Source organism: Dyadobacter sp. CY323 (assembly GCF_021390245.1).
Classification (GTDB): Bacteria; Bacteroidota; Bacteroidia; order Cytophagales; family Spirosomataceae; genus Dyadobacter.
The window spans coordinates 1-26311 of sequence record NZ_JAJUXH010000007.1 but is presented as its reverse complement, the minus strand read 5'-3'; the positions used below and the strand labels follow the sequence as shown (position 1 = coordinate 26311).

General features: G+C 45.2%; 29 protein-coding genes. 11 read left to right on the top strand and 18 right to left on the bottom strand.

Annotated elements, in window-relative coordinates:
- Positions 1–8 precede the first annotated feature (8 nt).
- Together LZG72_RS12995 and LZG72_RS12990 are read left to right on the top strand one after the other, a co-directional pair.
- Positions 9–1475, top strand: a complete 1467-nt coding sequence (locus tag LZG72_RS12995) for a PLP-dependent aminotransferase family protein (RefSeq protein ID WP_233872661.1) — start codon at positions 9–11, stop codon at positions 1473–1475.
- 26 nt (positions 1476–1501) lie between these two features.
- Positions 1502–2716, top strand: coding sequence for an MFS transporter (locus LZG72_RS12990; RefSeq protein WP_233872658.1), 1215 nt, complete (start codon positions 1502–1504; stop codon positions 2714–2716).
- On the opposite strand, the gene LZG72_RS12985 is transcribed toward LZG72_RS12990, so the two are convergent.
- Positions 2642–3073 carry a helix-turn-helix transcriptional regulator gene (locus LZG72_RS12985; protein ID WP_233872655.1) on the bottom strand — a complete coding sequence of 144 codons (432 nt, stop codon included), beginning with the start codon at positions 3071–3073 and terminating at the stop codon, positions 2642–2644. The genes LZG72_RS12990 and LZG72_RS12985 overlap by 75 nt on opposite strands.
- 115 nt (positions 3074–3188) lie before the next feature.
- Here LZG72_RS12985 and LZG72_RS12980 point away from each other — a divergent pair, with 115 nt between their 5' ends.
- Complete coding sequence (locus LZG72_RS12980; RefSeq protein WP_233872652.1) at positions 3189–3467, top strand: hypothetical protein; 279 nt, start codon at positions 3189–3191, stop codon at positions 3465–3467.
- A gap of 2 nt (positions 3468–3469) precedes the next feature.
- Positions 3470–3613, top strand: coding sequence for a hypothetical protein (locus LZG72_RS12975; protein WP_233872649.1), 144 nt, complete (start codon positions 3470–3472; stop codon positions 3611–3613).
- Between the two features lie 118 nt (positions 3614–3731).
- Here LZG72_RS12975 and LZG72_RS12970 read toward each other — a convergent pair whose 3' ends face one another.
- Entirely contained in the window at positions 3732–5756 is a 2025-nt protein-coding gene (locus tag LZG72_RS12970; protein WP_233872646.1) for a heavy metal translocating P-type ATPase, read from the bottom strand.
- A gap of 297 nt (positions 5757–6053) precedes the next feature.
- Here LZG72_RS12970 and LZG72_RS12965 point away from each other — a divergent pair, with 297 nt between their 5' ends.
- The 3 genes from LZG72_RS12965 to LZG72_RS12955 all read left to right on the top strand — a co-directional run bounded on the left by LZG72_RS12965 (position 6054) and on the right by LZG72_RS12955 (position 8876).
- Positions 6054–6521 carry a DUF1572 family protein gene (locus tag LZG72_RS12965; protein ID WP_233872643.1) on the top strand — a complete coding sequence of 156 codons (468 nt, stop codon included), beginning with the start codon at positions 6054–6056 and terminating at the stop codon, positions 6519–6521.
- Positions 6522–6654: 133 nt separating this feature from the next.
- Positions 6655–7071 carry a hypothetical protein gene (locus tag LZG72_RS12960; RefSeq protein WP_233872640.1) on the top strand — a complete coding sequence of 139 codons (417 nt, stop codon included), beginning with the start codon at positions 6655–6657 and terminating at the stop codon, positions 7069–7071.
- On the top strand, positions 7068–8876 hold the full coding sequence (locus tag LZG72_RS12955; RefSeq protein WP_233872637.1) for a M64 family metallopeptidase: 1809 nt from the start codon (positions 7068–7070) through the stop codon (positions 8874–8876). Before LZG72_RS12960 ends, LZG72_RS12955 begins: the two co-directional genes overlap by 4 nt.
- Before the next feature lie 51 nt (positions 8877–8927).
- On the opposite strand, the gene LZG72_RS12950 is transcribed toward LZG72_RS12955, so the two are convergent.
- From LZG72_RS12950 to LZG72_RS12895, 13 genes are all read right to left on the bottom strand, one after another.
- The gene (locus tag LZG72_RS12950; protein ID WP_233872635.1) at positions 8928–9224 is read right to left on the bottom strand and encodes a hypothetical protein; all 297 of its coding nucleotides are present in this window, start codon (positions 9222–9224) and stop codon (positions 8928–8930) included.
- A gap of 10 nt (positions 9225–9234) precedes the next feature.
- On the bottom strand, positions 9235–9993 hold the full coding sequence (locus LZG72_RS12945; protein WP_233872632.1) for a ParA family protein: 759 nt from the start codon (positions 9991–9993) through the stop codon (positions 9235–9237).
- Positions 9994–10174: 181 nt separating this feature from the next.
- On the bottom strand, positions 10175–11434 hold the full coding sequence (locus tag LZG72_RS12940; RefSeq protein ID WP_233872629.1) for an MFS transporter: 1260 nt from the start codon (positions 11432–11434) through the stop codon (positions 10175–10177).
- 22 nt (positions 11435–11456) lie between these two features.
- A complete protein-coding gene (locus tag LZG72_RS12935; RefSeq protein ID WP_233872626.1) occupies positions 11457–11696 on the bottom strand; it encodes a hypothetical protein in 240 nt (79 codons plus the stop codon).
- A 28-nt stretch (positions 11697–11724) separates the two neighbouring features.
- On the bottom strand, positions 11725–12282 hold the full coding sequence (locus tag LZG72_RS12930) for a TetR/AcrR family transcriptional regulator (protein ID WP_233872623.1): 558 nt from the start codon (positions 12280–12282) through the stop codon (positions 11725–11727).
- Positions 12283–12408: 126 nt separating this feature from the next.
- Complete coding sequence (locus tag LZG72_RS12925; RefSeq protein WP_233872620.1) at positions 12409–13887, bottom strand: class I SAM-dependent DNA methyltransferase; 1479 nt, start codon at positions 13885–13887, stop codon at positions 12409–12411.
- A gap of 6 nt (positions 13888–13893) precedes the next feature.
- Positions 13894–14343, bottom strand: a complete 450-nt coding sequence (locus LZG72_RS29450) for a PIN domain-containing protein (protein WP_409017699.1) — start codon at positions 14341–14343, stop codon at positions 13894–13896.
- Positions 14340–14615, bottom strand: a complete 276-nt coding sequence (locus tag LZG72_RS12920; RefSeq protein ID WP_233872617.1) for a DUF6364 family protein — start codon at positions 14613–14615, stop codon at positions 14340–14342. Before LZG72_RS12920 ends, LZG72_RS29450 begins: the two co-directional genes overlap by 4 nt.
- Positions 14616–14665: 50 nt before the next feature.
- Positions 14666–15328 (bottom strand): hypothetical protein, encoded by a 663-nt coding sequence (locus tag LZG72_RS12915; protein WP_233872614.1) that lies wholly within the window; start codon positions 15326–15328, stop codon positions 14666–14668.
- Complete coding sequence (locus LZG72_RS12910; protein WP_233872612.1) at positions 15310–15810, bottom strand: hypothetical protein; 501 nt, start codon at positions 15808–15810, stop codon at positions 15310–15312. The genes LZG72_RS12915 and LZG72_RS12910 overlap by 19 nt, the downstream gene beginning before the upstream one ends.
- 59 nt (positions 15811–15869) lie before the next feature.
- Complete coding sequence (locus LZG72_RS12905) at positions 15870–16892, bottom strand: hypothetical protein (RefSeq protein WP_233872610.1); 1023 nt, start codon at positions 16890–16892, stop codon at positions 15870–15872.
- 48 nt (positions 16893–16940) lie between these two features.
- Positions 16941–17954: a hypothetical protein gene (locus tag LZG72_RS12900; RefSeq protein WP_233872607.1), complete on the bottom strand. Its 1014-nt coding sequence runs from the start codon at positions 17952–17954 to the stop codon at positions 16941–16943.
- Between the two features lie 24 nt (positions 17955–17978).
- Entirely contained in the window at positions 17979–18656 is a 678-nt protein-coding gene (locus LZG72_RS12895; protein WP_233872604.1) for a hypothetical protein, read from the bottom strand.
- A 192-nt stretch (positions 18657–18848) separates the two neighbouring features.
- On the opposite strand from LZG72_RS12895, the gene LZG72_RS12890 reads away from it, so the two are divergent.
- Positions 18849–19769 (top strand): sugar phosphate isomerase/epimerase, encoded by a 921-nt coding sequence (locus LZG72_RS12890; RefSeq protein WP_233872602.1) that lies wholly within the window; start codon positions 18849–18851, stop codon positions 19767–19769.
- Here the strand turns inward: LZG72_RS12890 and LZG72_RS12885 are convergent.
- A complete protein-coding gene (locus LZG72_RS12885; protein WP_233872599.1) occupies positions 19766–20767 on the bottom strand; it encodes an alpha/beta fold hydrolase in 1002 nt (333 codons plus the stop codon). The two genes, LZG72_RS12890 and LZG72_RS12885, sit on opposite strands and share 4 nt — an antisense overlap.
- Before the next feature lie 78 nt (positions 20768–20845).
- A complete protein-coding gene (locus LZG72_RS12880; RefSeq protein WP_233872597.1) occupies positions 20846–22009 on the bottom strand; it encodes an MFS transporter in 1164 nt (387 codons plus the stop codon).
- A 338-nt stretch (positions 22010–22347) separates the two neighbouring features.
- On the opposite strand from LZG72_RS12880, the gene LZG72_RS12875 reads away from it, so the two are divergent.
- The 3 genes from LZG72_RS12875 (at position 22348) to LZG72_RS12865 (ending at position 25356) form a co-directional block, all read left to right on the top strand.
- Positions 22348–23859: a serine hydrolase gene (locus LZG72_RS12875; RefSeq protein ID WP_233872594.1), complete on the top strand. Its 1512-nt coding sequence runs from the start codon at positions 22348–22350 to the stop codon at positions 23857–23859.
- A gap of 72 nt (positions 23860–23931) precedes the next feature.
- Positions 23932–24576 carry a hypothetical protein gene (locus tag LZG72_RS12870; RefSeq protein WP_233872591.1) on the top strand — a complete coding sequence of 215 codons (645 nt, stop codon included), beginning with the start codon at positions 23932–23934 and terminating at the stop codon, positions 24574–24576.
- Positions 24577–24753: 177 nt separating this feature from the next.
- On the top strand, positions 24754–25356 hold the full coding sequence (locus LZG72_RS12865; protein WP_233872588.1) for a DUF6134 family protein: 603 nt from the start codon (positions 24754–24756) through the stop codon (positions 25354–25356).
- Here the strand turns inward: LZG72_RS12865 and LZG72_RS12860 are convergent.
- On the bottom strand, positions 25353–26311 hold a 959-nt coding region (locus tag LZG72_RS12860; protein WP_233872585.1), incomplete at its 5' end, for an efflux RND transporter periplasmic adaptor subunit. The two genes, LZG72_RS12865 and LZG72_RS12860, sit on opposite strands and share 4 nt — an antisense overlap.

Here is a 26311-nt window from a genome sequence, read left to right as displayed (position 1 = left end):
CCAATTCGGTGAACATCCTTTCTACATTATTAGCGATTGAAAAATCGGAACGCCTGCCGGTTTACCTGCAATTGGCAAATCAACTCATGGGGCTGATCCGAAACGGCACATTGCAGCCTGGTTACCGCTTGTTGAGTACCAGGCAGCTGGCGGGCATGTTGAAAATCCACAGACGCACGGTTGTCCAGGCTTACGACGAGCTATTGGCGCAGGGCTGGCTGGAAAGTCATACAGGAAACGGAACTTTTGTAGCTAAAAATCTTCCGGAAATTCAGGTAACGTCAAAGGAAGAAACACCGGAAAAGTCTTCGAACTCTCTCAAAAAAGCAGGTTTCAAGTTTGAAACACCGCCTTACCTGAACAGACCTGTCTTGAAATCGGATACCAGGCTGCATTTGGACGATGGTTTTCCGGATCCCCGATTGGCGCCATTGGAAGAATTGTCGCGCGCCTACCGAAGCCAGCTTTTGAACGGTAATCCCTATATGCGTTTGGGTTATGGCGATACAAAAGGTTCGTCCTGGCTCCGGCAGGAATTGTCTGTTTACCTCAATGAAACCAGAGGATTGAAAGTATCAGCTGATAACATCTTGATTACGAGGGGCGTAATTATGGGAATCCACCTGGTGAGTACGGGTTTGCTGCGTCGTGGAGATTTTGTGGTGGTAGATTCCCCGGGATGGTTCGGAGCGAATATGAATTTCGTCCAGGCAGGTGCGAACGTGATTGAGTTGCCTGTGGATGAATTCGGGCTTGATGTGGATGCGCTCGAGGAGGTTTGTAAAAAGCAGTCGATCCGGTTACTATATGTCACATCGCATCACCATTATCCGACCACCGTTGCATTAAGGGCCGACCGTCGCATTAAATTGATCAAGCTTTCGGACAAGTATGGTTTCATTATTTTTGAAGATGATTATGATTACGACTTTCATTATCTGAGCAAACCTTTGCTGCCTTTGGCCGGTGCGGACAAAGCGGGAATGGTGATGTACTGCGGTTCATTTACCAAAACGATCTCACCTGCATTTCGGGTTGGATACCTCGTCGGACCGGAAGATGTGATTGCGCAACTGGCGCGGCTGCGGCGCATTATTGATCGTCAGGGTGATCAAATGCTGGAAAACGCAATGGCGGAATTGATCCAAACCGGTGTGATCCAAAGGCATCTCCGGAAATCGGTGCGGGTTTATAAACAGCGCAGGGACTTTTTTTGTGATCTGCTCAAAACAAAACTGGGTGATCGCGTGAGCTTTCAGATACCGGACGGTGGAATGGCTGTCTGGGCAAAGTTTGACCCGGAAATCAATCTGAAAGAATTGGCTGGCAAGGCATTAAAGAAGGATTTGTATTTCTCCGAAGGCTCCAATGCATATCCCGGGAGCCCGCGTCACAATGCAATACGATTGGGTTTTGCATCGTCGAACCTGGAAGAACTTGAAGAAAGCATACACATCATTAAAGATTTGTTATGAGCTTTGCGTGAGCTTGCATTACCATTATGATCAACAAAATAATTGACAGTTACCGCATTTCTTTCAGTGGTTTAAGTCGTGAAACCTGGTTATTGAGCATCGTCGTGCTTGTGAACCGTTGTGGATATATGGCCGTGCCGTTTATGAGCATGTACATGACCCAAAACCTCCACAGAAGCATCACCGACGCCGGATTGATCATCACACTTTTTGGGGTAGGCTCAGTATTAGGCGCAATGGCGGGAGGTTATCTCACCGACATTTGGGGATTTCGTCCCGTCCAGATCATTAGTTTGATCCTGAGCGGGGTGTTTTTTGTGCTTTTCGGGCTTGTTGCGAATTTTACGGGCCTGTGCGTGCTGATCGTTTTACTTAGTTTTTTCGTGGAAGCCTTTAAACCAGCGAACAGTACTGCCATTGCCGCGTACTCGTCGCCGGAGAATCTGACACGTTCGTATGCACTTAACCGTTTGGCCACTAATATCGGATTCGGTTTCGGAACTTCGGTGGGAGGGCTCCTGGCGGCGATCAATTACCATTTGCTGTTTTGGGTGGATGGTGTGATTTACGCATTGGCAGGAATTCTGATTGCTGCGCTGCTATCAAAAGGAAGGATGATCCGGCAGATTACGATGAATATGGAGGAAGAAATTCCGGGGATCTCACCGTGGAAAGATCGGTTTTTCGTCCGGTTTTTAATTATGACAACCTTATATATGGTGTGTTTTGTGCTTCTTTTCAGGCTGGCGCCGGTTTATTGGAAAGAAGAAATGCACATCGGTGAGTCGATGATCGGGATCTTGCTTGGGATGAATGGGCTCGTGATCGCTGTCTTTGAAATGGTTTTGATCCAGAAGCTGGCGAACCGGCGTCCCGATTCCTTTTACATTACGGCCGGGGTCTTATTTTGCGGGCTGGCATTTATGGCGCTGGTGGTCCCGGTGGGTTTTCCAATTTTACTGGCAGCTGCGGCCGTACTGCTGTTTACCATCGGCGAAATGCTGGCGATACCGTATTTAAGCACCTTTGTGATAAACCGCGCGAGTGAGCGAAACCGGGGAAAGTATTCAGCGGCATACTCGGTTGCCCAGTCGGTCGCACAGATTATCGGACCGGTACTGGGCGGGTATATGGCTGCTGAATGGGGTTATGATAAGCTTTGGATTTTACTGATCTTCATCAGTTTCACCTGCGCTGCTGGATTCCGGAATCTGTTTCAGCGGAATGTCGGCCTGAGATAGCTTTTTCGGTTCTTCGTAGGGGTTCAGCGCCTTTTCCAGTTGTTCTTTCAAGTTGCGTACCCTTTCTTCTTCCATTTCCAGCGCTTTCCACTGTAAGCCGATCAGATCGTCTTTTCTAACCATCACATAATTTTCGCGTGGTTCTTCCAGTATTGGCGCTTCGCCCACGAGCTGAGCTACCGTCGTATTAAAAATTTCGGCCATTTTACGCACCTGCGCAAGGGATGGATCGACTTTTCCATTTTCCCAGTGCGATACAATAGTCTTCCCGGACTTGCCCATCAGGGCCGCCAGCTCATCCTGATTCATACCAGCTAGTTCGCGGTACCTCTTAATTCTTTGGCCAGTGATTGACATCTAATATAATTTTGTTGTTAAAATACTTGACTTTGTTGTTGTTAAAATATACTTTTGTATATACTTATAGTGCTTTACGCAAATTACAAAAATTACACACACAAACTCAAATCCCATGGAAGAGCTACATGCGAGAGTGACTGAGTTCGGCGGCCTGTCAATTAAGGAACGTCTTTTGGTCCGTTTCATCCGTTCGCGGAAACTTGTAGGGAAAAACTGGCGCGGAATCCTGGCGTCGCATGACCCCTTTTTTAACACCAAACTTGGTAGTGATTACCTTACCTCTGTCGCTCAGGCGGTCTCAGACACGAGCCGCGGAAACGTCGACCGGATCGAGCGGGTGACGATGGCACTGGAGAAAATCGCAGGTATTTCATCAAATCCAATCGTTTAGCCATGGTTTCAGCACTTTGTGAACTGGCTATGTTCCTGACAGGTGACGGGATGGTATGGTTGGTTACTACCTTCGGAAATTTACTTTTGCTCGTCATTGTCCTCTTCCTGATCTGCATGGTTGTGAAGTTCATGTACCAGGATTGACAAGCCGGAGTTTTTTGGCTAGCAGTAAGCGTAAAAAACACATTCAGATCGTCCGTAGAGCACTGTTCCGGATTTTCTGAATGTGATTCTGCGGTATCTTCAATTATTTAACGGAAATCTAGATTTTTTTGCCCTGAATCCTGAATGCATTCAGGATCGCGAGCATGGCTACGCCCACATCGGCAAACACTGCTTCCCACAACGTCGCAATGCCGCCCGCTCCCAAGATCATGACTGCAATTTTGACACCGATCGCCAGGGTGATATTCTGGTACACGATCGTTTTTGTGATCCTGCCGGCTTTAATCGCCGACACGATCTTGGTAGGCTGGTCATTTTGAATCACAATATCGGCGGTTTCAATTGTCGCATCGGAGCCTAGCCCACCCATTGCAATGCCTGCGTCGGCTAATGCAATCACCGGCGCATCGTTCACTCCGTCGCCAACAAATGCGATCCGTTTTCCCTCATCTTTCAATTTTTGAACATGGCTGACTTTATCTTCCGGCAGCAAGTTGCCATAACTTTTACTGATCCCTAAAAGATCAGCGACTTTTGAAACCACTTCGCTTTTATCTCCTGATAGCATAATAGTCTCTATACCAAGATGTTTCAATTCGGAAACCGCCTGCGCGGCGTCTTCCTTCACTTCGTCTGCAATGGTAATGTAACCCGCATATTTACCTTCAATCGCTACCACGACAATCGTTTCGAAAATCGACGATAGGGTTTCCGGATAGCTGATCGCATATTTATCCAGAAGTTTCAGATTGCCAGCCAGGACTGTCTTTCCATTTACTATGCCTTTTAATCCATGCCCCGAAATTTCCTCTACTTCCAGCGGTTTTGTCAAATCGAGGTCCTCTGCATGCTGTACTACGGCCCTGGCCACCGGATGCGTCGAATAGCTTTCCAGCGATGCAACCTGGGTTAAAAATTCAGCTTCGTTCAGCTCGGTTTTTACCGTCTGCACTTTGAAAACACCTTTTGTGAGCGTGCCGGTTTTGTCAGAAACAACGGTATCGATCTTGGTCATAACGTCCAGAAAATTAGATCCTTTGACCAGGATACCATTCCGGGAAGCAAGTCCGATTCCTCCAAAATATCCCAGGGGAATGGAAATCGTGAGTGCGCATGGACATGCAATTACAAGGAAAACCATTCCGCGATAGAGCCATTCATTGAAGTCGTAATTTGCGACAAACAGTAGGGGGATGAAAATGATCAGGACAGCCAGGAAGAAAACTATCGGTGTGTATATTTTGGCTAACCGGCTGATCATTAATTGAGTAGGTGCTTTTCGCGCGGTTGCTTCCTGCACCATTTCCAAAATCCGCGACAATTTTGAATCTTTGAACAATGCCCGTACTTCAATCTCCACCGTTTTTTCCGTATTGATCATCCCGGCGAGGACAGGGTCATTTTGTCTGATGGTCCTTGGAACGGATTCACCCGTTAATGCAGCCGTATTGAATATTCCCGAAGCCGATGAAAGTACTCCGTCGAGCGCCACTTTCTCTCCGGCTTTCACTAAAATGGTCTCCCCGGTTTGCACCGAATCCGGGCTTGTCTGAATGTCTTTCTGGTCACGGATCACCGTTACCGTTTCGGGCCTGATGTCCAACAATGCCTTAATGGAGCGTTTGGAGCGGCTTACTGCGAGATCTTGAAACAATTCACCAATTTCATAAAAAAGCATGACGGCAACACCCTCGCTAAACTCGCCGATAAAAAATGCACCGAACGTAGCGATTGTCATTAATGTAAATTCATTGAAAAAATCACCCCTCAATACCTTTTTAAAAGCTGTTGCGATCGTTTTATTTCCCGCAAGCAGATAGGCGGTAACCATTAATGCAATCTCAACGATACGGCTAACCTCTATTTCAAGAATGAACGTCGTGAGCAAAAAACCGGCCAGGATCGCCAGACTCAGCCAAAGCATCCATCTGCTTTTCAGAATACCGCTATCTCCCTCGCCACCGTGACTGTGACCATCGTGATCGTGGTCGTGATCATGTCCATCGTGGCTATGGTCGTGCTGTTTTTTATGTTGATGGGAATGAGCGACAAGCTTTTGCGGTTCGTGTGAGCAACAATCGTCCACTTCCTGAGGCAATTTATTTTTTGTTTGAACTTTCATATCATTAATATAAAATCGTATTTCGCAGGGTAGCCGACAAACCAAGGTCGACAGAATTACATGCGTGCGATCGGTGCAAATATAATCTCAAACAGCGTGCAACAGGGTTACATGTGCTGGAAATCAATTACTTGCAATGATGTTGCATGGTTATGTACTTCGCATTTGCTGTAAATGGCCGAGCCTTTTTAGGGGAAATAGAAAATGACCTTTTAATTGTTCCGCCAATGTAATAACTCGCATGCGGTCTGGCCGACGTTACGAAAATTGGAATTAATAGTATACTAGTTACAAAACATGGACAAAGAAAACTTCATTGCATTGTTTTCGCGCGACATTGCTAAGCTTCGGTCGGAAATCGCTCAGTATCCATCGGAGGAATCGCTATGGGTGTTACTTCCCGGGACGCTCAATTCCGGCGGTAACCTGGCGCAGCATCTCGCAGGTAATCTCAGAACATATATCGGACTCACGCTGGGCGGCTTTGCGTATGTTCGCGACCGTGATGCCGAATTTTCGGCAAGGCGTTTTTCAGGCATTGAGTTAATGGAAGAACTAGATCTCACCTTGCAGACCGTTATCGGGACATTAGAAGAGATTACTTCGGAAAAGCTTCAATCGGAATACCCCAAAGAGGTCCTGGATTTGTTTCCCGGACAAAACGTGAGTTTGATCCTGCACCATTTACACGGGCATCTTTCCTATCATTTAGGGCAAATAAATTATCACAGACGGTGGATAAGTCAAACTTTAAAGTCTCTGTGATTTGTATTTGCAAAAATGTACATTTACCCCCGGCCATCCCGCTTACAATATGTCCAGGCAACTTTCTTATTGTTTACTCTTATTTACGGCTTTCGGGTTTATGCAATGCAGTTCGGCTCAATCGGTTTTAAAGGTGAGAGAAATCCCTGGTTACGGCGCACAAGTGCAGGATCACATCCTTTTTCTGCATTTTAAAATCAAAGACGGGGGAGAAGGCAAGAACGAAAAGGTGGAGTTTTTGAATGCTACCTCGGGCAATGGACGAATGAAAAACCTGGCGGTGCCGGTGCATTATCCGTATCAGATCAAGGCGGTACCGCGATACACCACGAGCCATTTTGAAATAGGGATCACACTCGAACATCCGCTTTTCCGGTCGGTGGAAGTGGCGAGCCAGGATGGGACGATTGCAAAAGCGGAAATTACGGCGCGGGAAGGAAATCTTTCTTTCAGAATCCAGGAAGAGAGTTACATGGACCGCATTGATATATACAGTATCACTCCCGAACGCGGCGAAGTGAAAATTTACACACTAAATCTGAAACAATGAAAAAAGCGTTTACCACACTATTCTTCCTTCTGATCATCTGCAAAAGTTTCGCACAAACTTTTACGGTTGATACTTTGTACAAAACCGGGGTAATCAACAACCGCATAAATGTGGTAATCCTGGGCGATGGTTTCACAGAGGAGGAAATGCCCAAGTTTCGAGCAGAAGCCAAGAAGTTTGCTGATTTCTTTCTCTCTTACGATCCCTACAATCATTACAAAGGATATTTTAACTTTTTCTCCATATCGACTCCTTCTAAAGAAAGTGGCGTCACCAATCCCGGAACTTCGCCCGATGCATATCCGGATCAGCCGGTCGGTAAAAAGAATACTTTTTACAGTGGCACATTCGGATCGTCCATTCATCGGCTGGTAACAGTTAATTATTCAGTCGTGATGAATGTGCTTTCATCCAATTTTCCAAGCTATGATCTGGCTGTGGTGTTGGTGAATACGAAATTTTACGGCGGTTCGGGCGGCTCCATTGCGGTGCATACTTTGCACGATCAGGCGCATTTGATCGGTGTTCATGAAATCGGGCATACCTTTTCTGCATTAAACGATGAATACTGGGCCGGTCCGGGCTATGGCTGGGAAGCGCCAAATATGACTCAAAATAGCAACCCGTCCACCATTAAATGGCGAAACTGGCTAAATTCGGATAATATCGGGATCTATCAACACGGATTTTCCGGCGAGTCGGAAACCTGGCATAAACCCACGAGCGGCGGATGCTTAATGGAAGTTCTTCTTCGGCCGTTTTGCGCAGTCTGCAAAGAAGCTACCACAGAAAAAATCTTATTTTTCGTTAATCCGGTCGAAAAAGTGGAACCGGATGCGGAGGGGGTTACAGTTGTCGGCAAGCCGCAGGTTTTCAAACTGCATTTGGTCAATCCGGACCCCAATACATTATCGGTTGATTGGAAACTGGACGGGCAGCTGATTTCAAAAGCTCCGAAAGAGATCACCCTATCACCAGAAAATCTACCCGAGTTTGGGACATTAACAGCAACCATTTTTGACTCCACAGCCATGAGCAGGAGGGATAATGCGCGGGAACAGCGTACCTGGACAATGGAATGGAAATTACAATCCGAATCTCCGGGTGTATTTAAAGTAGAAGCGGCTGCCGATAGTATTTGTGCTGGTTTTGAAACGGTATTGACAGCGTCGGGTTGTCGCGGTACTACGAGCTGGTCGACAGGCGTGTTAGGTACCAGCCTCACCGTCAAGCCGACTACGACTACTGCATATATTGCATCTTGCAACGTTGAGGGGCGAGAAACGACCACGTCTGAGATTTCGATTACCGTACTTCCATTGCCCGCTGCCACGGCGACAAACACCGGCCCGTACTTTGAGGGTGCGGTGATTGAGCTCAAAGCAAACGGGGGCGTAACTTATGAATGGACCGGGCCGCTCAATTTCTCTGCAAAAACAGAGCAAGCATCGATTCAGAACGCGAAACAAGCGAATGCAGGAGCATATCAGGTGAAAGTCACGGATCGCTACGGATGCGTCGCAGCTGCCATAACTGACGTAAGAGTGGATCCGATTCTGGCGGTGGAGAAAAGTGAGAACAATTTCGTTCGAGTATCGCCTAATCCTGCCAAAGAGTACATTCGCATTGAGACGCACTTACCTGGCGAATCCACGATTGTTTTTTATAATGCAAATGGACAACAAATGCTGAAAAAAGCATTTGAAGGAAAAACACAGGTGAAGCTTACTGCGGGAACCGGCCTCTATCTTTTTCGTTTTAAAAATGGCGCGAGTGAATCTTCGGGAAAGCTGATTATTGAATAAGTATATCAAATATAAATCAACAAAAAAGTCTCCCGCTTGGGAGACTTTGTGCTATTCAGTAGCAGATTTTGGCTTTCGGCCTACTTTGGTACGGTTTCGTATTTTGTCCGGACGCGGCCTGATTTCTTTATCCTGAAAATACAGCTTTAAGGATTCGAGAATGATGTCTTTTTGCGTGAGGCCTTCCCAATAACCATAGTCTTTCATGTTTTCCATTAAAATGTAATCACAATCAAACGTGACTTTGGTGGGAGCTCCATCGACTACCTCTTCGGTTTTGGCCGCCTCTTCCTGTATGTCGGTAACCAGGGGTAGGGGTGCAAAATCAAATTTCCTTTCCTTTGCCATAATTCAGTGATTAAATTCGTGTCAGTATTTCTTTTGTTAACTTATAATAATCTTCGGCACCGTTGCTGTCGGGAGCGTATTCAAATATCGTTTTCCCGTTCGCCTGAGCTTCTGACAAGGCGATGTTGTCGCGAATGTACGAATCCATAAATACTTCACCAAGTTGCTCCCGGGTCGCGGCGATCAGTTCGTGGCTGATCTTCTTCCTGATTTTCGGGTTGTAACGCGTCGCAAAAACACCTCCCAGATTGGTACTCGGACTTATTTTTTTGATCTCTGCTGAATACACCAAAAAGTTGCGCAAACCTTCGTAACTCAAAAACTCCGCCTGCAATGGAACGTAGTACTGATGGCAGGAAACCAATGCCAATCTTGTATTTCCATAGAGCGCCGGGGGGCAGTCGATGATCACAAAATCGTACCTGTCTTTTACTTTTTCCAATGCAATTTTAAGGTTGAAAGGAAAGATCGGGGCGGACTTAATGGTGTCTTCCCGGTGTATCATTTCGGCCGATCCCGGCAGCACATCAATGTCGCCAACACGTTTGACAATGTCGTCAAATTCATATTCGCCGGTAATGAACGAACCGCTGTCTTTTTTCAATCCGGCATGTGTGATGCCGAAACTTTTTGTAAGACTAGCCTGTGCATCCAGGTCAATAACCAACACCCGGGCGTTGGCAAATTTACTTAGACCGGCAGCAATGCTCTGGGCAGAAGTGGTTTTACCCACACCTCCTTTGTTGTTGACAATACTGATGATTTTCATTTATAAATATTATATGTATAAAAAGTATGAATTTATCTTACGTTTCGTACGTAAATAAACGTAAAATAATTTTATTACTAATATTTATAAATAGAAAGCTACAAAAGTTTTTTGCTTTGTAAATGTATTAAACTTTTTAAAAGAACAATAAGTATTAAAAGAATTTTTTTGCGATAAAAACTTAAAAAGCTGGATTTGAGGAAGTACCGGGAGCGGCCGCAAGTTTCGCGGTGACGTATTTGTGAATGCGATACATTAGAAACGCGGTAACGATCACAGCGAATACGACTACGTCGCCGAGCAGCGGGTAGTTTTCAATGAACCCGGAGCTGGTTTCCGAAACAATAAAACCCGCCAGCAGAGAAGCCAGGCCGCCGGAAATTTGCTGAATGGAAGAATTAATACCCATGAATGCACCACGATCCTGAGGCTCCGGAACTGCAGTCATGAGTGCCGAAGCAGAGATCATCCGGCCTGTGATACCTACGAAAAGCAGTACATTTAGAATGATGATGATCCAGAGTGGCGTAACGCTGAGGTTGCAATATATGAGTGTCATGATACACGTAATTGCTGATCCGGCCAGGAATACCTGGTACTTTCCGATCTTGTCGGAAGCCCTCCCAATGAGCGGACTGAATAGCAACATGCAAATGCCGGTTACCATGTATAAGCTCGGCAACTGGGCTTCTTGAATGCCGAGATTATTCACACCAAATGCAGTTCCAAAAGGCATAAGCATGAAACCGCCGGTTGCCAGCAAAGTGGTGGCTGCAAAAGCCTGCAGATAGTCGCGTCGGGCAATGGTTTTTCCCAAATGTTGAAATGCATTTCCTTGGGACGGAAGTTTGAGGTGTTCATTGATTGGTTTCAGATATAAAACGATCAGGACGCCCACGATCAGACTTAGTCCGACGATCATCAGAAACGGTGCATGCCAGGAAAATTCTTTCGCCAAATACAAACCTATCGGAATACCTAAAACCTGACTGCTTGCAAAAGCCATTTGTACGAAACCCATGACGCGTCCCCTGACCTGGATCGGAAAAAGATCGGTGATGATCGCAAAGCCGATGGAGCCAATCACACCACCGAAAATGCCGGTGAAGATCCGGGCCAGAAGCAGGAAATGGTAAGTAGGCGCGATCCCGCAAAGAAAGGTGCCGATCACGAAACCCGTGTAAAAGAACAGTAACAATTTTTTCCGGTCGAATTTGTCCGCGAAACCGGCGGTGAGCAAACCCGACGCGCCCGCGCTAAATGCGTATGCGGAAACGACAAGCCCGAACTGGCTTGTGCTGATGGAAAGCTTATCCAGCAGAATGTAGCCTAATGGCGATAGTACCATGAAATCCAATACTACCGTAAATTGTAATGTGGCGAGCAGGGCTATGACAAACTTTTCATAACCCGTAAAAGTGGTTTTTTTTTGTTCCGACATCGGTGTGGGCGGCTATAATTTGTTAATCGGTTAATTCTTCGCAGGCATATCCCGCTTGTTTTACCAGCTCAATGACCGGCGCACAATCGGAATGGGTGGCTTCTATCCGCAAAACATTGTCAATATCGGACAAATCTACGTTCCATTTTTTGATCGTGTCACATCCGTTGAGAAGTGGAGAAATAGTTCTGACATGTTTTTTCCGGTTGATGTTGGTCCGGAAAACAAGGATGTGATCATGTGTCTGGTAAATATCATTCATGGCAGTTCGTTGAGGTTTTTATCAGATATTATGGTTTGAGGGCTTTAATGACTAGTTCCAGTGTTTGGTTTATCTTCTCTTCATCAAAAATGAATGGCGGTCTTCCCGGCATACTCGTCTTCGAAATGTGGAATTTCACGAGTTGATAGAGCGGCGCGAAAGCGATGGACCAGTAGATTTCGACCGGTAATGAGACGATTTCTTTCCGTTCGATTGCCTTGTGAACAAAAGTGGACATCGCGTGCAGGAACCGCTGATCAATTGAAGAGCGGTCCACCAGCGGTGAATGCTTCACTTGTTCCATGAACGTCATACTATATGGATTTTTCAGGCAGTACCTCATTCGGTTCATCCATTGAACCTTCAATCCTTCGTCAAAATGCGATTCCGGATTAAAATTCAGAAGTGTAGCTTCGGCCATTTTCGCGTTTTCTTCCGTGTAAAGTTGCTGAATAAGTTGTTCACGATCTTTGAAATAGATGTAGATCGTGGCGACCGAAACACCGGCGGATTTAGCGAGTTTATGCATACTCAACCCGTCGAATCCGTGATTGACAATGATCTCAATGGCTTTTTCCCTGATCAAACTTTCCTTATGTATATCCCGCGTCCTCAATTTATCCTGTAATATTTCGAGTAAATATAAATGAACGTTCGTTTATTTATAAACCATAACTCACTTATTTTTAGCTGAATGTGACTGGAATGCTAACTAATCTTTTGTTATAACAAAGTTTTCGATCGCTTTCTTGTTGTAGCCTTTATAGCCACCCTGAAAATCCCTGCCTGCCACTGCAATGAAATCCGCCATTCTCTGCGAGTTCAACTGGGTAAGCAAAGTCTCGTAATCGCCGTCATACTTAATAAAATAGCCGGAATAGACGGTCGCTTCCTCGTTTTCATGCAGGACGAAATTAGGTGACAGGTTCATTGGTGAAAAGATGATCTTCTTGCCAAAAGAACTATCCAGACTCTGCGAACGTCCGAATGCATACCACGCCACGGCATTCGGCTTTCCATTATCACGACGATCGAGCGCGGGTTTTACTTTAAGAAAATAGGAAAAAGTTTCGGGAAATTTAGATTCGAGCTCATCTTGAGGGATAATGCGCTGTTTACCAGATTCATCTGTTTTGTAGGGGAATAAAATATATTCAGTGATCGGGTCTTGTGAGGTTTTAAGTTTTGAGCCCTTTACGATGGGTTTGAGAATCGCTTTTTCCAGATAAACTTCCATCCCGTTTTTGTTTCTGGCATAAACCAGATCATCGTTTTTACTAATAATGGAGAATAAATAGTAGGGATCAGCCAGGGTAGTGACGCCGACTGAAATTTTACAAATGTCGCCAAGTCGTTCACCGGCAATTTCCTGACTAACTTCTGGGGCTAAATGCCAGGGCTGATTTTCTCTCAGTTCTGAGTAACTGACATTTCTCCCATTGTATTGGAAATCCGATGTTCGGCATTGTTCGAAAAAGAATGCGTCATTTTTGATTTTGCCGAAAATGGTAACCGCTGCATAGGTGGAGGTACCTTTAAATACGGAAAAATGGGCAAAATTAGTCAGTAGTAAAAGGTTTTGATTGCATTCAAAATAGGAGCGCAGTGCTCTCCCGGTTTCGGACGTCAGGTAAGAATTGGGAGTAATGAAACCGCAATGGCCATTTTCAGTGAGTAATTCGGAGGCGAGTTCGAAAAAGGCTACAAATGCGTCTGTCGAGCCACTTTGGCAAAATGAATATTCTTTTTGAATGTATTTTCGCTGCTCCTCGGGCAAATGCTGAATGCGTATGTAGGGTGGATTTCCGACGATGAGGTCAAATTTCCGGCCGGAATCTCGCTGCTTTAATGCATCGCAGATCTCCAACTTCCATTGGATTTCCAAGCCTAGATCTGCCACCAGATGATCCAGATTTTTCCTGCAACTTTTAATTGCTTCGGGATCAATATCCCAGCCCTCAATTTTGCCTAATCTTTCAGAAAGCTGGTCGGCCGGTGAATTTTGGATGAGATATTCCGCGATGGGGACAAGAAAACGGCCATCGCCGCAGGCTGGGTCAAGAATAGTAATGGGAGCTGGACTGAGATTGTAAAATCCGCAATGCGTCAGTATTTTTTGTACAATGTGTAGTGGTGTGTAAACCTGGCCGAGCAGTTTTTTCTTTTCGTACGAGCGATTCTGTGAAGCCATTTGATTTTAGAAGTCGCGTCCCTTCGTTTTTCTTAAAATGCTTGTAAGGAAGTTGTATGGCGACGTAATGCTAATATTTGTGGCGTTTGAAAACTTAAAGTCTTTGGTGTTGTTGGTTATCAGAAAATTACACCCTACTGCGAGAGCAGTTTGAAGCTGATAAGAATCTTCAATGTCTTTCATTCCTGAATTAAGAGCATTGACAAAACAGGTCGTACTGGAATTGCATACTTTTAGAATTTTGAGGTATAACAATAGACGAGTCTTTAAATCATTATTTTTGAGCCCTTCCTTTTGCAGTACGTAAGTAAAAGTGTAAAAGCTGGCAGAGGAAATGAACATTGGAATTTCATTTTCGAGCGCCCAGGAAAGTAAGAATTTAGCTTCGTTTGACTGACCCGTTATTCGACTAAGTGCATGATCTACAAGCACGTTGGTATCTAAAAATAACTTCATAGACCGAATTTATCTTTGATCATCAGATCTTTAATTTCTTTGTCGGTCATATTACTCAATGGCCCGCCACTCGCACAGCCATATAGCTGATCTGCAATGTTTAGCTTTTTGCTGGGTTCGTTGGTTTCAGAGTCCTTTAAACCAACCAAATGATCCTCAATTAATTGAGAGACTGAGGTTCCGTTTTCGGAAGCATATTTCTTCGCCTTTTCGATTACTGATTTTTTCACACTAACTGTCAGTTTAACTTTGGGATCCTTTTCCGCTTTCATTTCATACGTATCATGTTGAGTCTGGTAATTCAAATGTACGTATAAATTTCTTATTTAAGCTCACAGATCCGAAAGGCTTTCAGCTTCTTAATAGACTCTGTAACAACCGGAGGATCAATGTCTCCGAAGAGTACTTCATACGTATTTTCGTAGAATGTAAATGCAGTCCCGTCCGATCTGACGCGCTTGGTGCCGGATTTATACAACTGCCCGATCACGCCATTTTCGAGTGCTTGTTTGTCAATGAAACCAATCAAGGAAGCAATCGTGCCTTCCGTTTCACATTGGTGAAATGAGATGCAGAAGTAATGGGAGGTTTTTGAATTGGGTTTGTGGAGTTGAGATGATGGGATATTCAGAACATAGTCGGCCGCCAGACTTCCCGACTTGCGTTTCATCGATTTGATGTCAACCGAAAATGCAAGCGCGTCGGATTTGATCAAAAAGTCCTGGCCCCAATCCTGGCCGTCTGCTGCTCCGAATGAACGTTGCGGACGAGGCAAATGATAGCAGTCCGCAAACACAATCTCACCCAAAGTTCCGGTGAAACGCATCATGCGCGTTTTCGAAAGCTTGTCATCATGTTTGTCCCAAATATTGGAAACGAGGTGATGGCGCAGCGAATGTTCGACTAGTTCCCGTGCAGAAAGCTTCTGTTCGTCGGTCACGGAGATTTGTATGTACGAGGCCTTGTTCAAAACAGTCTGCTCCATGCAAATCTGATGGCGAGCAAAGTGAGCACAAAACCGATTAAAATGACGCTAAACGGAACGTAAGTAAATGCTACTAAGTGGATTCTGTCAAAAAACCACATGGTTCCTATGAGCGCAGCAATCAATGTCAGAAATCCGGAAATTTTGCCAAAACCCGGGATTTGAGAGAATGGGATCTTGCTTTTGATCAACATAAGGGTCATTGCCATTGAAATCACCGGGACAAACTGGAGAACGACATTCGCCTGCCAGATGCTCTGTCTTTCAAACAAGAATAAGTAAATATCCAATGTAACCGCGAAAATTCCCGGAATGCAAACTGCGTAAACTAGAATTGCATAAATTAAACTCCAAAATTTAACATCACGACTTCCATTAGCTATGACACCAATCAGCCAAGCAAGCAATGGGAGTAGAAGGAAATAAACCGTCGCCGGCCAGGGGTTTTGCGAAATGGAATTGAATAGTTGTGATAGTGTCATAGGCTGAAAATAAAAGAGGGGAAGAACGTTTCCGTCTTCCCCTCAAAATTACTTTTTAATTACAAACCCAAAAGAAAACCGATCGTAAAGTTTGCATCCCAGTCAAAAACGAATTGGTTGCAGCCTGTGGCATCTTTAACAGCCTTATAAATGTTCACACCCGCTTTGGTTTTTGCATTTGTCAGCTTCGAGTAAGCCAGCGGATCGCTCAATGTCGTGTAGCGTTCCTTTCCTTTCCGTACTTCTTTTGCCATTTCAAACGGAACTCCGCCAATGATGAAACAGGTATTTCTCAACTCTGAGGGGATCTGCTTGGATTTCGCACTCACCTCATCGTATACTTTCGAATCAGCAGTACCATCCTGATAATATTTGGCTCCATAAGCTTCCAGAGCTGACGTTTTTCCATTGTTGATCCAGGAGATCTTCGTGTTTCCCGAGCCGATGTCCACCACGAACGCTTTGCCCGCATATTCAGCTGGAAGAACAGATTTCAATGCTAACTGACCTTCCTGCTCGGGAGTTACCTGATTCACTACATATCCCAAAGATTTTAAAACGCGCGTAATTTTCTGGGTAACATCCGCTTTGGCAGCGCCAGAACTTACTACAAAGTGAATGTCTTTGCTGCTCACTCCATAGTCCAGCATTCCGCCGATGTACTTTTTCAAGCCAATGCGAATGTCTTCATCTGTTGCCATATTCTCTGTCACCAGACTGTTTCCAAACTCGGATTTTTCAAGGTCCCAGCGTTTCTGACTATCAACTTTGATGATAAAAGAGTTAAATCCGCTCGCGCCAAGTTCGACTACCCCCTTTAATTTACCGTCGACCGGGGCAGGAGGGGTGTAGTTAAATGCAGACGTTCCGGATGAAACGGCTTCTGAATCATTCGAGCTGCTTTCCTCCGCCGGAGCTTCACTTGCTGATCCGGTCGTAGCGGTGGTATCGGGCGTTTGGGCGCGATCCTCGGCCATTTGGTTCAAAGCCTTTTCCCCGCCAAGGTATTTATAACCCAAAAATAGGGCACCTAAAATGATTGCCGTGATAATGAGGCGGCCTGCAACTGTGAGTCTTTTCATGGGTGTTTATTATAAATTGAACGATGTAAAATGTTTTAACAAAAGTGATTAATCCAATAAACCCTTGTAACTGGAGTCTTTCGGCGTATCAATGTTCCGGGATACCGGCTGGGGAGAATCGATCTGGATCAGTTTGAACTGACCGGAATTATAGGCTTCCAGCATGGCTTGTCCTTTATCTGAAAGCAGCCCATTCTGAACGTCGACGCCATTGATAAAGTCCAGTGAAAGGTCCATTGCCCGTTTCATTTCGCCCAGTTTCTGGCTCATATCGTCCTGGATGTATTCCATGGACTCGTCAAAATAGAACTTTTTGTCCGGGTTTCCTTTGAAAATGCTGATCGCGGTACGCAATGCGTTGGAGCTCTCTTTCACGATCCGGTACTCGGCTTCTTTCAGTTTAACCTTTATCTCGGTCTCTTTAATAATGTAATCGGCACTTTTATTGACTTTCTCCATGAATTCCAGAATGGTTTTCATATTACGTTGCAATGGAAAAAGCTTCTCGTTCATTTCCTGTAAACCGGCACCTTCGATGGTCGCAAGTGATGCCGTTTCCTTCATGCCCGGGCGGTCGAGCATTGTACTCGCCTTGTTTGCTTCTGCGAATTTCTGCTTGATCTGCTCATTGTTCTGGCTGATATTTTTATTTAGTTTGACCAATTGTCCGGCCAGCGTATTGATCTGCCCCTGCATTTTTTCACGCTTCTCTTTCAGGTCATCAATGTAAATTTTCATGATCGCAATCGGATCAAGCTTGATGATCGTACCGGTAATCTTGCGCATCAGCGTTTTGAAAAGAAAGAAAACAGCCGTGCGCACATCCTTACTGGTAAAAAGGAAGATCACCAGTGCGAGCGCAGCCATCAAAAAGCCGAGGTACAGTGTATTTTGTGTCACCTCAATGAGGAATGCGGCGATTTTATTCCAGAAATATAATGCAGCCGCGCCAAGTCCGCCCAGAAAAAGCAGGGAAGTAATGCCCTCGGGCTTACTCCAGTACGACCGCTTGGAACCGTCTTCCTGTGAGCCGCCGATTTGAGAGAAATCAGGTGTTGCCATTGATTCGAGATGTTAGGTTTTAGTTTATTTTAAGTATTGGTTAATTTTCAAAAGGTCAGACTTAATCTGCTCTGCAAAGCTCAGATACGTGATTTCGAAATTGTCTTTATTCGCATTGATCTTCGCGCTTTGTTCCGTAACCTCGCCCGAAATCTGTCCGAGCCGGTTTTTATTTTCTTCTATTTTCTTCTGGATTTCCTCGATCTGTTTAATAAAAGAAGCATTCGATTCTTCCAGTTTCTTTTGCTCGTCCTGCAAAGCGCCAACGCGGTCTTTAATGGCCTTTTCTACATCTTTTAAAAATGATTCGCGATCCCGCGCCAGAATTGCAAGGTATTGATCTGCCGATGTTTTGAGAATTGTCGTGTCTTTCACGCCACCCATCGCTTTGAAACTTGCCCAGGCAGCCTGAAACTGCTTCTCTTCCCCAAGGCTCAAACCGTCCATACTTTGAAGTGCCTGTTTGTACTCAAAATAATCCGGCCCGGGCAGGTTCGCTTTTTCGAGCAGGCTCACGAAATGCTCTACAAATTTTCGGTCCACATTAGCAGTTCCCGCCACGTTTGGTACGGTAGGACTTGGTACCGGTTTTATGGGTTCCGGATTTGCACCTGTGATAGGTGCGGATTTTGCCGGTTCTTCATTTTCCTTGATAAAAAAGCTGAGTATCTTTTTGCCAATACCCGGTTCTGAGTCTGCCATAAGTGTTTAACTGGTTAGAATTCATTGCTTTTGTCAGATCAATATTACTAAAATTAAAAGGATTTAGTACGGGTTGATATTTACCAATGGCAGCCTGAATTGATGAAGCCTCGGAAAATTTGGATGGAATTCGGGACTAGCCTTGAATGCAGTCAGTTTTTTACTGAAGTTTACCTCAAAAACTGCTTTATTATGCTAAAATTAGGTTTTAATAGTGCCATACTAGCCGATTTCGGGTTCGAGCATGTTATCCAGTTTGCTGGAAATCATGGTTTTTCATGTGTGGAAGTAATGTGTTGGCCGCCTGATAATGCCGATAGCCGAAGGTACGCCGGCGTGACGCATATCGACGTGACTGCGCTTACCGAGCACAAGGTATCGACCATAAAGCATAGATTGAAAGAAGCCCATGTTTTCATTTCTGCATTGGGCTATTATCCGAATCCGCTCGATCCCGATCCAAACCGTTCCGAATATTTTATTGAACATATTAAACAGGTTATCAAAGGTGCGGCAAAGCTCGATGTTCCGGTGGTTACCACCTTTATCGGGCGGGATCCTTCAAAGAGCATCAAGGATAACCTGGCCAGATTCGCAGATGTGTGGCCTTCGATTGTGAAAGTAGGTGAGGAGTATAATGTAAAAATTGCCATTGAAAACTGTCCGATGTTCTTCACGGATGACGAATGGCCGGGGGGTAAAAACCTCGCAATCAGCCCGGCCGTGTGGGACAGAATGTTCGAGATCATTCCCAATCCGGTACTTGGGTTGAATTACGATCCCTCACACATGATCTGGCAGATGATGGATGAAACCTATCCGATTTATAATTATAAATCAAGATTGCATCATATACATTTGAAAGATGCAAAAATTTACAAAGATAAATTGAATCGGGTGGGCATTATGGCAAACCCCCTGGAATACCATTCCCCGAAATTGCCCGGACTGGGTGATGTGAACTGGCGCGCCTTTTTTGCTGCGTTAACCGATGTTCGCTATCGCGGACCGGTCGTTATTGAGGTTGAAGACAAAGCGTATGAGAATGGCATTTCTGATATTCAAAGCGCCATTCTCACCAGCCGGAATTACCTTCGGCAGTTTCTGGGTTAATTGCCCAGAAACTGTAACAATGGAGTAATAAATCGATTAAAATCCTCAATGTGAGGTAAATGGCCAATATTGTCTAGTTCGACGAGTTGGCCGTTTTTAATTTTTGCCTTTGTTTGTTTCCCAAGCTCCGGGTAGTTTCCCAGTGTCTTTCTCACTGCCTCGGGAGCAAGGTTTTTGCCCACGGCACTGCGGTCGCGCTGACCAATAATGAGCAGAGTAGGAACGGCCAATTTGTCAAACTCATAACAAACTGGCTGCGAATAGATCATATCATATATCAATGCGGAATTCCAGGCGACGCGGGGGTAGTCTTTATTAAGTGTCCAGCCTGCCAGCAAATTCACCCATTTGGTATACTGGTCCTTCCATTTTCCATCATAATAACTGGTGAGCTGATAGTTTTTAATGGAGTTGAAATCGGCTTTTAATTCACTCTGATACCATTTGTCTACAGATTGATATGGCACTTTAAGCTTGTAATCTTCCAGACCGATCGGATTTTCGAGGATCAGTTTTTCAACCAGTTCTGGATACATTAATGTAAACCGTGTGGCAACCATCCCACCCATGGAATGTCCCAGAACGACCATTTTGTTAATTTTTAGTTGATCCGGAATGCGTTTGGTTGCCGCGGCAAGTTCCTGAAAGGAGTACTGAAAATGCATCGGTTTGGTCGATTTTCCGAAACCGATCTGGTCGGGGATCAGTACACGGTAACCCTTATCAATCAATGCTTTCGCAGTTTCTTCCCAGTATGCCCCATTGAAATTTTTACCGTGCATCAGCATGACCGTTTTCCCATTGGGCTTCGATGGCTTTACATCCATATATGCCAACTGGATTTTTTCAGCCTGCGATTCAAATTCGATATAGCTCACGGGAAAGGGATATTCGTAGTTTTCCAGATTGATATCCAGACTTCGCAATGAGTCTTTTTGAGCGTTCACAGCAGTAGCCAGGAACATCAGGATTATGAAGAGAAGATGTAATTTTTTCATTTTGAATACTTTAAATGCAAAAAAGGAAGCCCGTCCGGACTTCCTTTTTTAAAGCGAAAAATATGTACCAGCACTGAATTATTGAATCAGGCGGGCTTTTGTGGATAAGAATGCAGTTAATGAGGCCAGAATTCCAACGATCGCAAACGACCAGCGCAGGTCTGCAAACTGGGCAACGATACCAATCAATGGCGGGCCGATCAGAAAACCGATGAAACTGATAGACGAAACCGCCGCGAGTGCCATGCCCGCTGACATCGTCGTAGATCTTCCCGCCGCGCTATAAACCAGCGGGACGACCGAGGAAACGCCGAAACCAACCAATAGAAAACCAAACGTCGCCGGCACAAGAGATGGAAACAAAACAGCGACTGCTAATCCGGTACCCATTAAAGATCCACTGATCTGAAGCATTTTTCTTCTTCCCAAACGGTTTGCGAGCCAGTCACCGGCAAAGCGACCACCGGTCATGGTTGCCATAAAAGAAACGTAGCCCAATGTCGTCATGGATGCTGGCACATGTACCGCTTCCTGGAAATAAACGCCGCTCCAATCGAACATCGCACCTTCACAAACCATGGCACAGAAACCGATCAGACCCAATGTGAGCAGATCGCGGTCGGGTTTTACAAACATAGGCTGCGGTTCACCTTCATTTTTATCACTGTCCGGCATGGTATGCTTGTAAGCGGTGAAAATGATGATAAATGCGATAATGGCAATGATTATAAAGTGTATTTGAGGAGGGATGTTAACCGAAATAAAAACGGAACCGATCATCGCGCTCACAAAACCCGCCAGGCTCCAAAGCCCGTGGAACGAGGCCATAATGGATTTGCCGTACACCTGCTCAACTGCAACTGCCTGCGTGTTAATTGCGATATTGGTAAGATTACCCCAAAGACCAAATGCAAAAAGCGCGATGACAAGTTGCTCGGTGCGGGTTACGAAACCGATGAAGGTCAATGTGGTTGCGTACAAAATCGCACCGATCAAAACCATTTTCTTACTGCCGTAATGGGTTACCATCCAGCCTGATATGGGCAAACTGGCCATCAGCCCGAGAGGCAGTGCAAGTAGTACGGTACCCAAGCCGCCTTCCGTGAGGTGGAGCATGTTTTTAATGTCCGGGATCCGGCTTGCCCAGGCTGCGAAACTAAGTCCCTGCACGAAAAAGAAAGCTGCAACGGCAAGTCGCAGGTATTTTCTCGAATCAGATGGGGCTAAAATTGAATAATTCATAGGAGTGAAAATTTGTGTAAACGACATCCGTTCACGATTCCTTATTTATGGCTAATGTAATTTTTTCAATAATGGATTTTATAGAAGAAATATGAAAGGAAACTGAGCGACCACCTAGAAGCCTTATTTCCAATACAAAAGTAACGTAATGAGGATTATTTAGTTTCAAAAAAGTGGTAGTTTTTAAATAAAATTAAAAAGTATGTATTGTACAAAAGTAAGAAACTGGATTTTGCAGGAAAGAAATAGAACCGATTGCTCCTGCTCCAATCAGAAATAGTAGTAAAAACAGACTGCATTTGTTAAATTCATCCGTAACATCAACCATCCAGCCATTCATGTATCGGATTATTTTTACCATTTTCATTCTAACTCTGAGCCTTGGTTCCCGCGCGCAGGTAGCTCAGTCAGACCGTATTGAGAAGATCAAGGCGACTTTTCCGGCAGTTGAAAAGCTTTATAAAGATTATGCAGAGAAAAATCATTTTCCTGGATTGGCATTTGGGCTGGTTGTCGACGGCAAGTTGATCATGTCCGGCGCTCAGGGATTTTCTGAGATCTCTACTTCGACAAAGGCTACGCCGAAATCTCTTTTCAGGATAGCGTCCATGTCCAAAAGTGTGACCGCCATGGGAATTCTTGCACTTAGAAAGGAGGGGAAATTGAAACTGGACGATCCGGCATATCTCTACATTCCGGAACTTAAGAATATGCCCGGCCTGACAAAAGATGCGCCCGCGATTACAATCCGGCATTTACTTACGCACGCCGCGGGTTTTCCGGAAGATAATCCCTGGGGCGACCGCCAGCTTGATTCAAAGGATGAAGAACTGATTGCGCTGATCAAAAAAGGAATTTCTTTCTCAAATGTTCCCGGGATCACGTATGAATATAGCAACCTCGGTTTCGCTTTACTAGGCAAAATCATAGGCAATGTTTCCGGGAAACCGTATCAGCAATACATTGACGAAGTCATTTTTAAGCCGCTCGGAATGAATAATACCATTTGGGAATATTCAAAAGCGCCCGGGGAATTGCTGGCACATGGATATCGGTACGAAGACGAAGTCTGGAAAGAAGAGGAACTGTTGCACGATGGTACTTATGGCGCAATGGGCGGTTTAATAACTTCGATTGATGATTTTAGTAAATACGTTTCCTTCCATTTATCTGCCTGGCCGCCGAGTTCGGGGCCTGAGACCGGACCCGTTTTGCGCAGTGATGTCCGCGAAATGCAAATGCCCTGGAATTTCAATAGTCTGAATGCAAAATTTCAGTATCCTTCCGGTCGTGTTTGCGCGATGACGTCCGCATATGGTTACGGGTTGCGGTGGAGCCGTGATTGTGAGGGAAGGACTGGCATCGGACATACGGGTGGGCTGCCCGGTTTTGGTAGTCAATGGCAGATTTTACCCGAATATGGAATTGGAATTATAGCGCATGCGAACCGGACCTACGCGGGAATGGCGACAATCAATACGGCTGTTTTAGATACTATTATTGCTTTGGCAGGGCTGAAACCGCTTCCGATTGGCGTTTCTGAGATTTTAAATAAAAGGAAACAACAATTGGCGGCGATGCTGCCTGAATGGAAAAATGCCGAGCAAAGTGGCGTTTTTGCCGAGAACTTTTTCCCGGACCGGTCCATATCCCATCGTAAAAAGGAACTGGACGTGCTTTTGGTAAAATCTGGGGCGATCAATGGATCAACGGAAATGATCGCCGATAATCAGCTGCGGGGGAGCTTTTTGCTGAAAGGTGCAGCTGCGGATATTAAGGTTTTCTTCACACTTTCACCCGAAAATCCAGGGCTTGTGCAACAGCTTGATTTTTCGTTGGTAAAGAAATAGAGACAGTAATTTCAGTACAGCGATAGGGGGAAGGATTTGATGGATTGTCTGGGAGGAAACAACTCAGATATTATGAAAAAGATTATTCTATCCATCACATGCTTTTTTTCTCTGATCGTGGCTACGGGTTCGTTTGCCCAGGATAACCAGACTATTTTCAGAAGTGACGGTATCCGTAAATCGGGCGGATATGTGGCGCTATCCAATAAGTTTACAAAGATCAATGGGCATTATGCCAATATGCCTGAATTTTACGGCGGCTGGTTTATTAATCAAAAGTTTATGATCGGAGTAGGAGCGGCGGCAACGACCAATCACATTCCCGTTGCGCTGGCGGATCAAAATTTTCCCGGAAACAAAGTCACATATCAGTACGGACAGTTGGGCCTGATGACCGAATATGTGGTGGCATCCACGAGGCGGGTACATTTCAACGTGAATCTGCTGACGGGGACAGGCTTCACTTTACAATACGATCGCCGGGAAATTGATGACTGGGATTGGGATTCGGACCGGGACGACCGTTATGAGGACGACGCGAAATTTTTCTTTGTCATGGAACCAGGTGTGCAGGTGGAATTCAATCTCTTGAAATGGATGCGGTTTAGTCCGGGTGTATCGTATCGAAAAGCATTTAATGCAAAAGGCAATGGTCTTACTGACAGTGATTTGAGTAACATTTCGTATAATGTGACATTGAAGTTCGGGATATTCTGAAATACGGGGGTTGAGGGACAGTTTGAGGTTGAAACTGCTTCTTTCAATCCCCATTTCACATTTAGTACACGTTTGCTCGGACTACCAATTGGCTGATAATCTTCATCCCGGGACAATAGGAACAAAAGTTGTACTGTTATATAGCAATTGCACACAAATACGCCAGACACCATGATAATGCGGGTTGTTTTTTCAGGATTTCTGATGTTATGTATATCGGCAGCACATGCCCAGAATATGTATGATGTGATCGTCGCCGGTCGCACCATTGGTTCGTTGAAGGTTTTTGATGACAAAGGAAAAGATAATACGGAAACGCACCGGATCGAATCAGACTTCAAGATCATGTTTTACAAAGGAAAGTACGCTACTCAAACCAGCTACGTGCAGGGAAAGCTGGTTTCCGCCTCATGTTCGCACCATGTAAATGGCGATCTGAAAGAAAGGACCTTGACTAAAAGCAGCACAAAATCGCTTTACGAAGTGCTTTTTTCGGGAGAAGATGGTGAGGATAAGCCCAGGCTGGAACTGAATTCTCCGATTAACAGTACCATTACAAGCTTGTATTACAAGGAGCCCGTTAATATTACGGAGGTTTATTCTGAACGCTACGGAAAGATGTGCAGCGTTAAAAAGTTATCGGAAGGCAAATACGGCGTATTGCTGCCAGACGGTAAGCAGGGCATTTATTCCTACAAAAACGGCCTTTGTCAGGAGGTTAAAACAGATCTTGCTGGCTTTAAATTACGTATTGTACTCGCTGGCGGAAAGCGGCTTTAATTGGTCGCTGAAACCAGTTTTTGGTTTTTCACTTCCGAATTGTCCCGGATTTCTTCATTTGCCGACTTCACGATAACATCTCCGTCTTTTACATCCCCAAACACTTCTGTTAATTCGTCGCTGCTCGTCCCGGTTTTTATCGGAACCCAAATCGCTTTTTTATCGGCGACCTTGATGAGGTAAGTTCCCTGAGTCGAATTCAAAACCGACGACCTCGGAACTGCAAATGAATGCGCACTGCCCGTCAAAGGAATGGAAACTTCTGTGATCATACCGGGCAAAAGTTTTCTATCCGTGTTAATCACGTCCATTTCGGTCCTTTGCGACCTTAATCGATTGTCGAGAGCCCCGGCCAGCCGCGTTACTTTTGCAGAGAAAGTTTGGTTTGGTAGCGACTTCACTTTGAATGTAACCTCACTTTTATTCTTTAAATAGCTCGTATAAGCTTCCGGCACGCTCACAACTAATCGTAATTTTCGCTGCTCTACCAATGTAAACAATGGGAATTCGGATCCTTTTCCGGTAGGACCGACATATGCGCCGGTACTCACATTTCGTGCCGTGATCACGCCGCTGAAAGGGGCTCGTATTTCGAGGTAATTGCGGGTATCGGTAATTTCGCGGCTGGCAGATTTGGCTGCTTCAAGCTGGGCCAGATCCGATTTTTGTTTTGCCAAAGCTGCATCCAGATCAAGCTGAGAGACCGTGCCGGGCGTTTTGCTGGTTTCCAAAAGCCGCTCGTAATTGGCTTTGCTGTTCTCATAAATGGCTTCCTGAGACTGCAGACGCGATTGGCTTGACGAGACTTGGGCAGACAACTCAGGTGCCTCCATGGAAGCCAGTAATTGTCCCTGCGAAACCTCGCTACCCACATCCACGTGCAGCTTTTTCACAAAACTGCTCACTTTTGCGTACAAATCAACCTGCTGAAAAGCAATAAGCTCGCCCGGAATCT

Coding starts and splice junctions, on each gene's coding strand:
- LZG72_RS12905 (WP_233872610.1), bottom strand. CDS start 16,892: ATGAAAAGACTCACAGTTGCAGGCCGCCTCATTATCACGGCAATCATT.
- LZG72_RS12915 (WP_233872614.1), bottom strand. CDS start 15,328: ATGGAGCAGACTGTTTTGAACAAGGCCTCGTACATACAAATCTCCGTG.
- LZG72_RS12985 (WP_233872655.1), bottom strand. CDS start 3,073: ATGTCAATCACTGGCCAAAGAATTAAGAGGTACCGCGAACTAGCTGGT.
- LZG72_RS12945 (WP_233872632.1), bottom strand. CDS start 9,993: ATGAAAATCATCAGTATTGTCAACAACAAAGGAGGTGTGGGTAAAACC.
- LZG72_RS12940 (WP_233872629.1), bottom strand. CDS start 11,434: ATGTCGGAACAAAAAAAAACCACTTTTACGGGTTATGAAAAGTTTGTC.
- LZG72_RS12935 (WP_233872626.1), bottom strand. CDS start 11,696: ATGAATGATATTTACCAGACACATGATCACATCCTTGTTTTCCGGACC.
- LZG72_RS12950 (WP_233872635.1), bottom strand. CDS start 9,224: ATGGCAAAGGAAAGGAAATTTGATTTTGCACCCCTACCCCTGGTTACC.
- LZG72_RS12890 (WP_233872602.1), top strand. CDS start 18,849: ATGCTAAAATTAGGTTTTAATAGTGCCATACTAGCCGATTTCGGGTTC.
- LZG72_RS12900 (WP_233872607.1), bottom strand. CDS start 17,954: ATGGCAACACCTGATTTCTCTCAAATCGGCGGCTCACAGGAAGACGGT.
- LZG72_RS12965 (WP_233872643.1), top strand. CDS start 6,054: ATGGACAAAGAAAACTTCATTGCATTGTTTTCGCGCGACATTGCTAAG.
- LZG72_RS12955 (WP_233872637.1), top strand. CDS start 7,068: ATGAAAAAAGCGTTTACCACACTATTCTTCCTTCTGATCATCTGCAAA.
- LZG72_RS12895 (WP_233872604.1), bottom strand. CDS start 18,656: ATGGCAGACTCAGAACCGGGTATTGGCAAAAAGATACTCAGCTTTTTT.
- LZG72_RS12910 (WP_233872612.1), bottom strand. CDS start 15,810: ATGACACTATCACAACTATTCAATTCCATTTCGCAAAACCCCTGGCCG.
- LZG72_RS12975 (WP_233872649.1), top strand. CDS start 3,470: ATGGTTTCAGCACTTTGTGAACTGGCTATGTTCCTGACAGGTGACGGG.
- LZG72_RS12920 (WP_233872617.1), bottom strand. CDS start 14,615: ATGAAAGCGGAAAAGGATCCCAAAGTTAAACTGACAGTTAGTGTGAAA.
- LZG72_RS12880 (WP_233872597.1), bottom strand. CDS start 22,009: ATGAATTATTCAATTTTAGCCCCATCTGATTCGAGAAAATACCTGCGA.
- LZG72_RS12990 (WP_233872658.1), top strand. CDS start 1,502: ATGATCAACAAAATAATTGACAGTTACCGCATTTCTTTCAGTGGTTTA.
- LZG72_RS12970 (WP_233872646.1), bottom strand. CDS start 5,756: ATGAAAGTTCAAACAAAAAATAAATTGCCTCAGGAAGTGGACGATTGT.
- LZG72_RS12925 (WP_233872620.1), bottom strand. CDS start 13,887: ATGGCTTCACAGAATCGCTCGTACGAAAAGAAAAAACTGCTCGGCCAG.
- LZG72_RS12875 (WP_233872594.1), top strand. CDS start 22,348: ATGTATCGGATTATTTTTACCATTTTCATTCTAACTCTGAGCCTTGGT.
- LZG72_RS12870 (WP_233872591.1), top strand. CDS start 23,932: ATGAAAAAGATTATTCTATCCATCACATGCTTTTTTTCTCTGATCGTG.
- LZG72_RS12980 (WP_233872652.1), top strand. CDS start 3,189: ATGGAAGAGCTACATGCGAGAGTGACTGAGTTCGGCGGCCTGTCAATT.
- LZG72_RS29450 (WP_409017699.1), bottom strand. CDS start 14,343: ATGAAGTTATTTTTAGATACCAACGTGCTTGTAGATCATGCACTTAGT.
- LZG72_RS12865 (WP_233872588.1), top strand. CDS start 24,754: ATGCGGGTTGTTTTTTCAGGATTTCTGATGTTATGTATATCGGCAGCA.
- LZG72_RS12885 (WP_233872599.1), bottom strand. CDS start 20,767: ATGAAAAAATTACATCTTCTCTTCATAATCCTGATGTTCCTGGCTACT.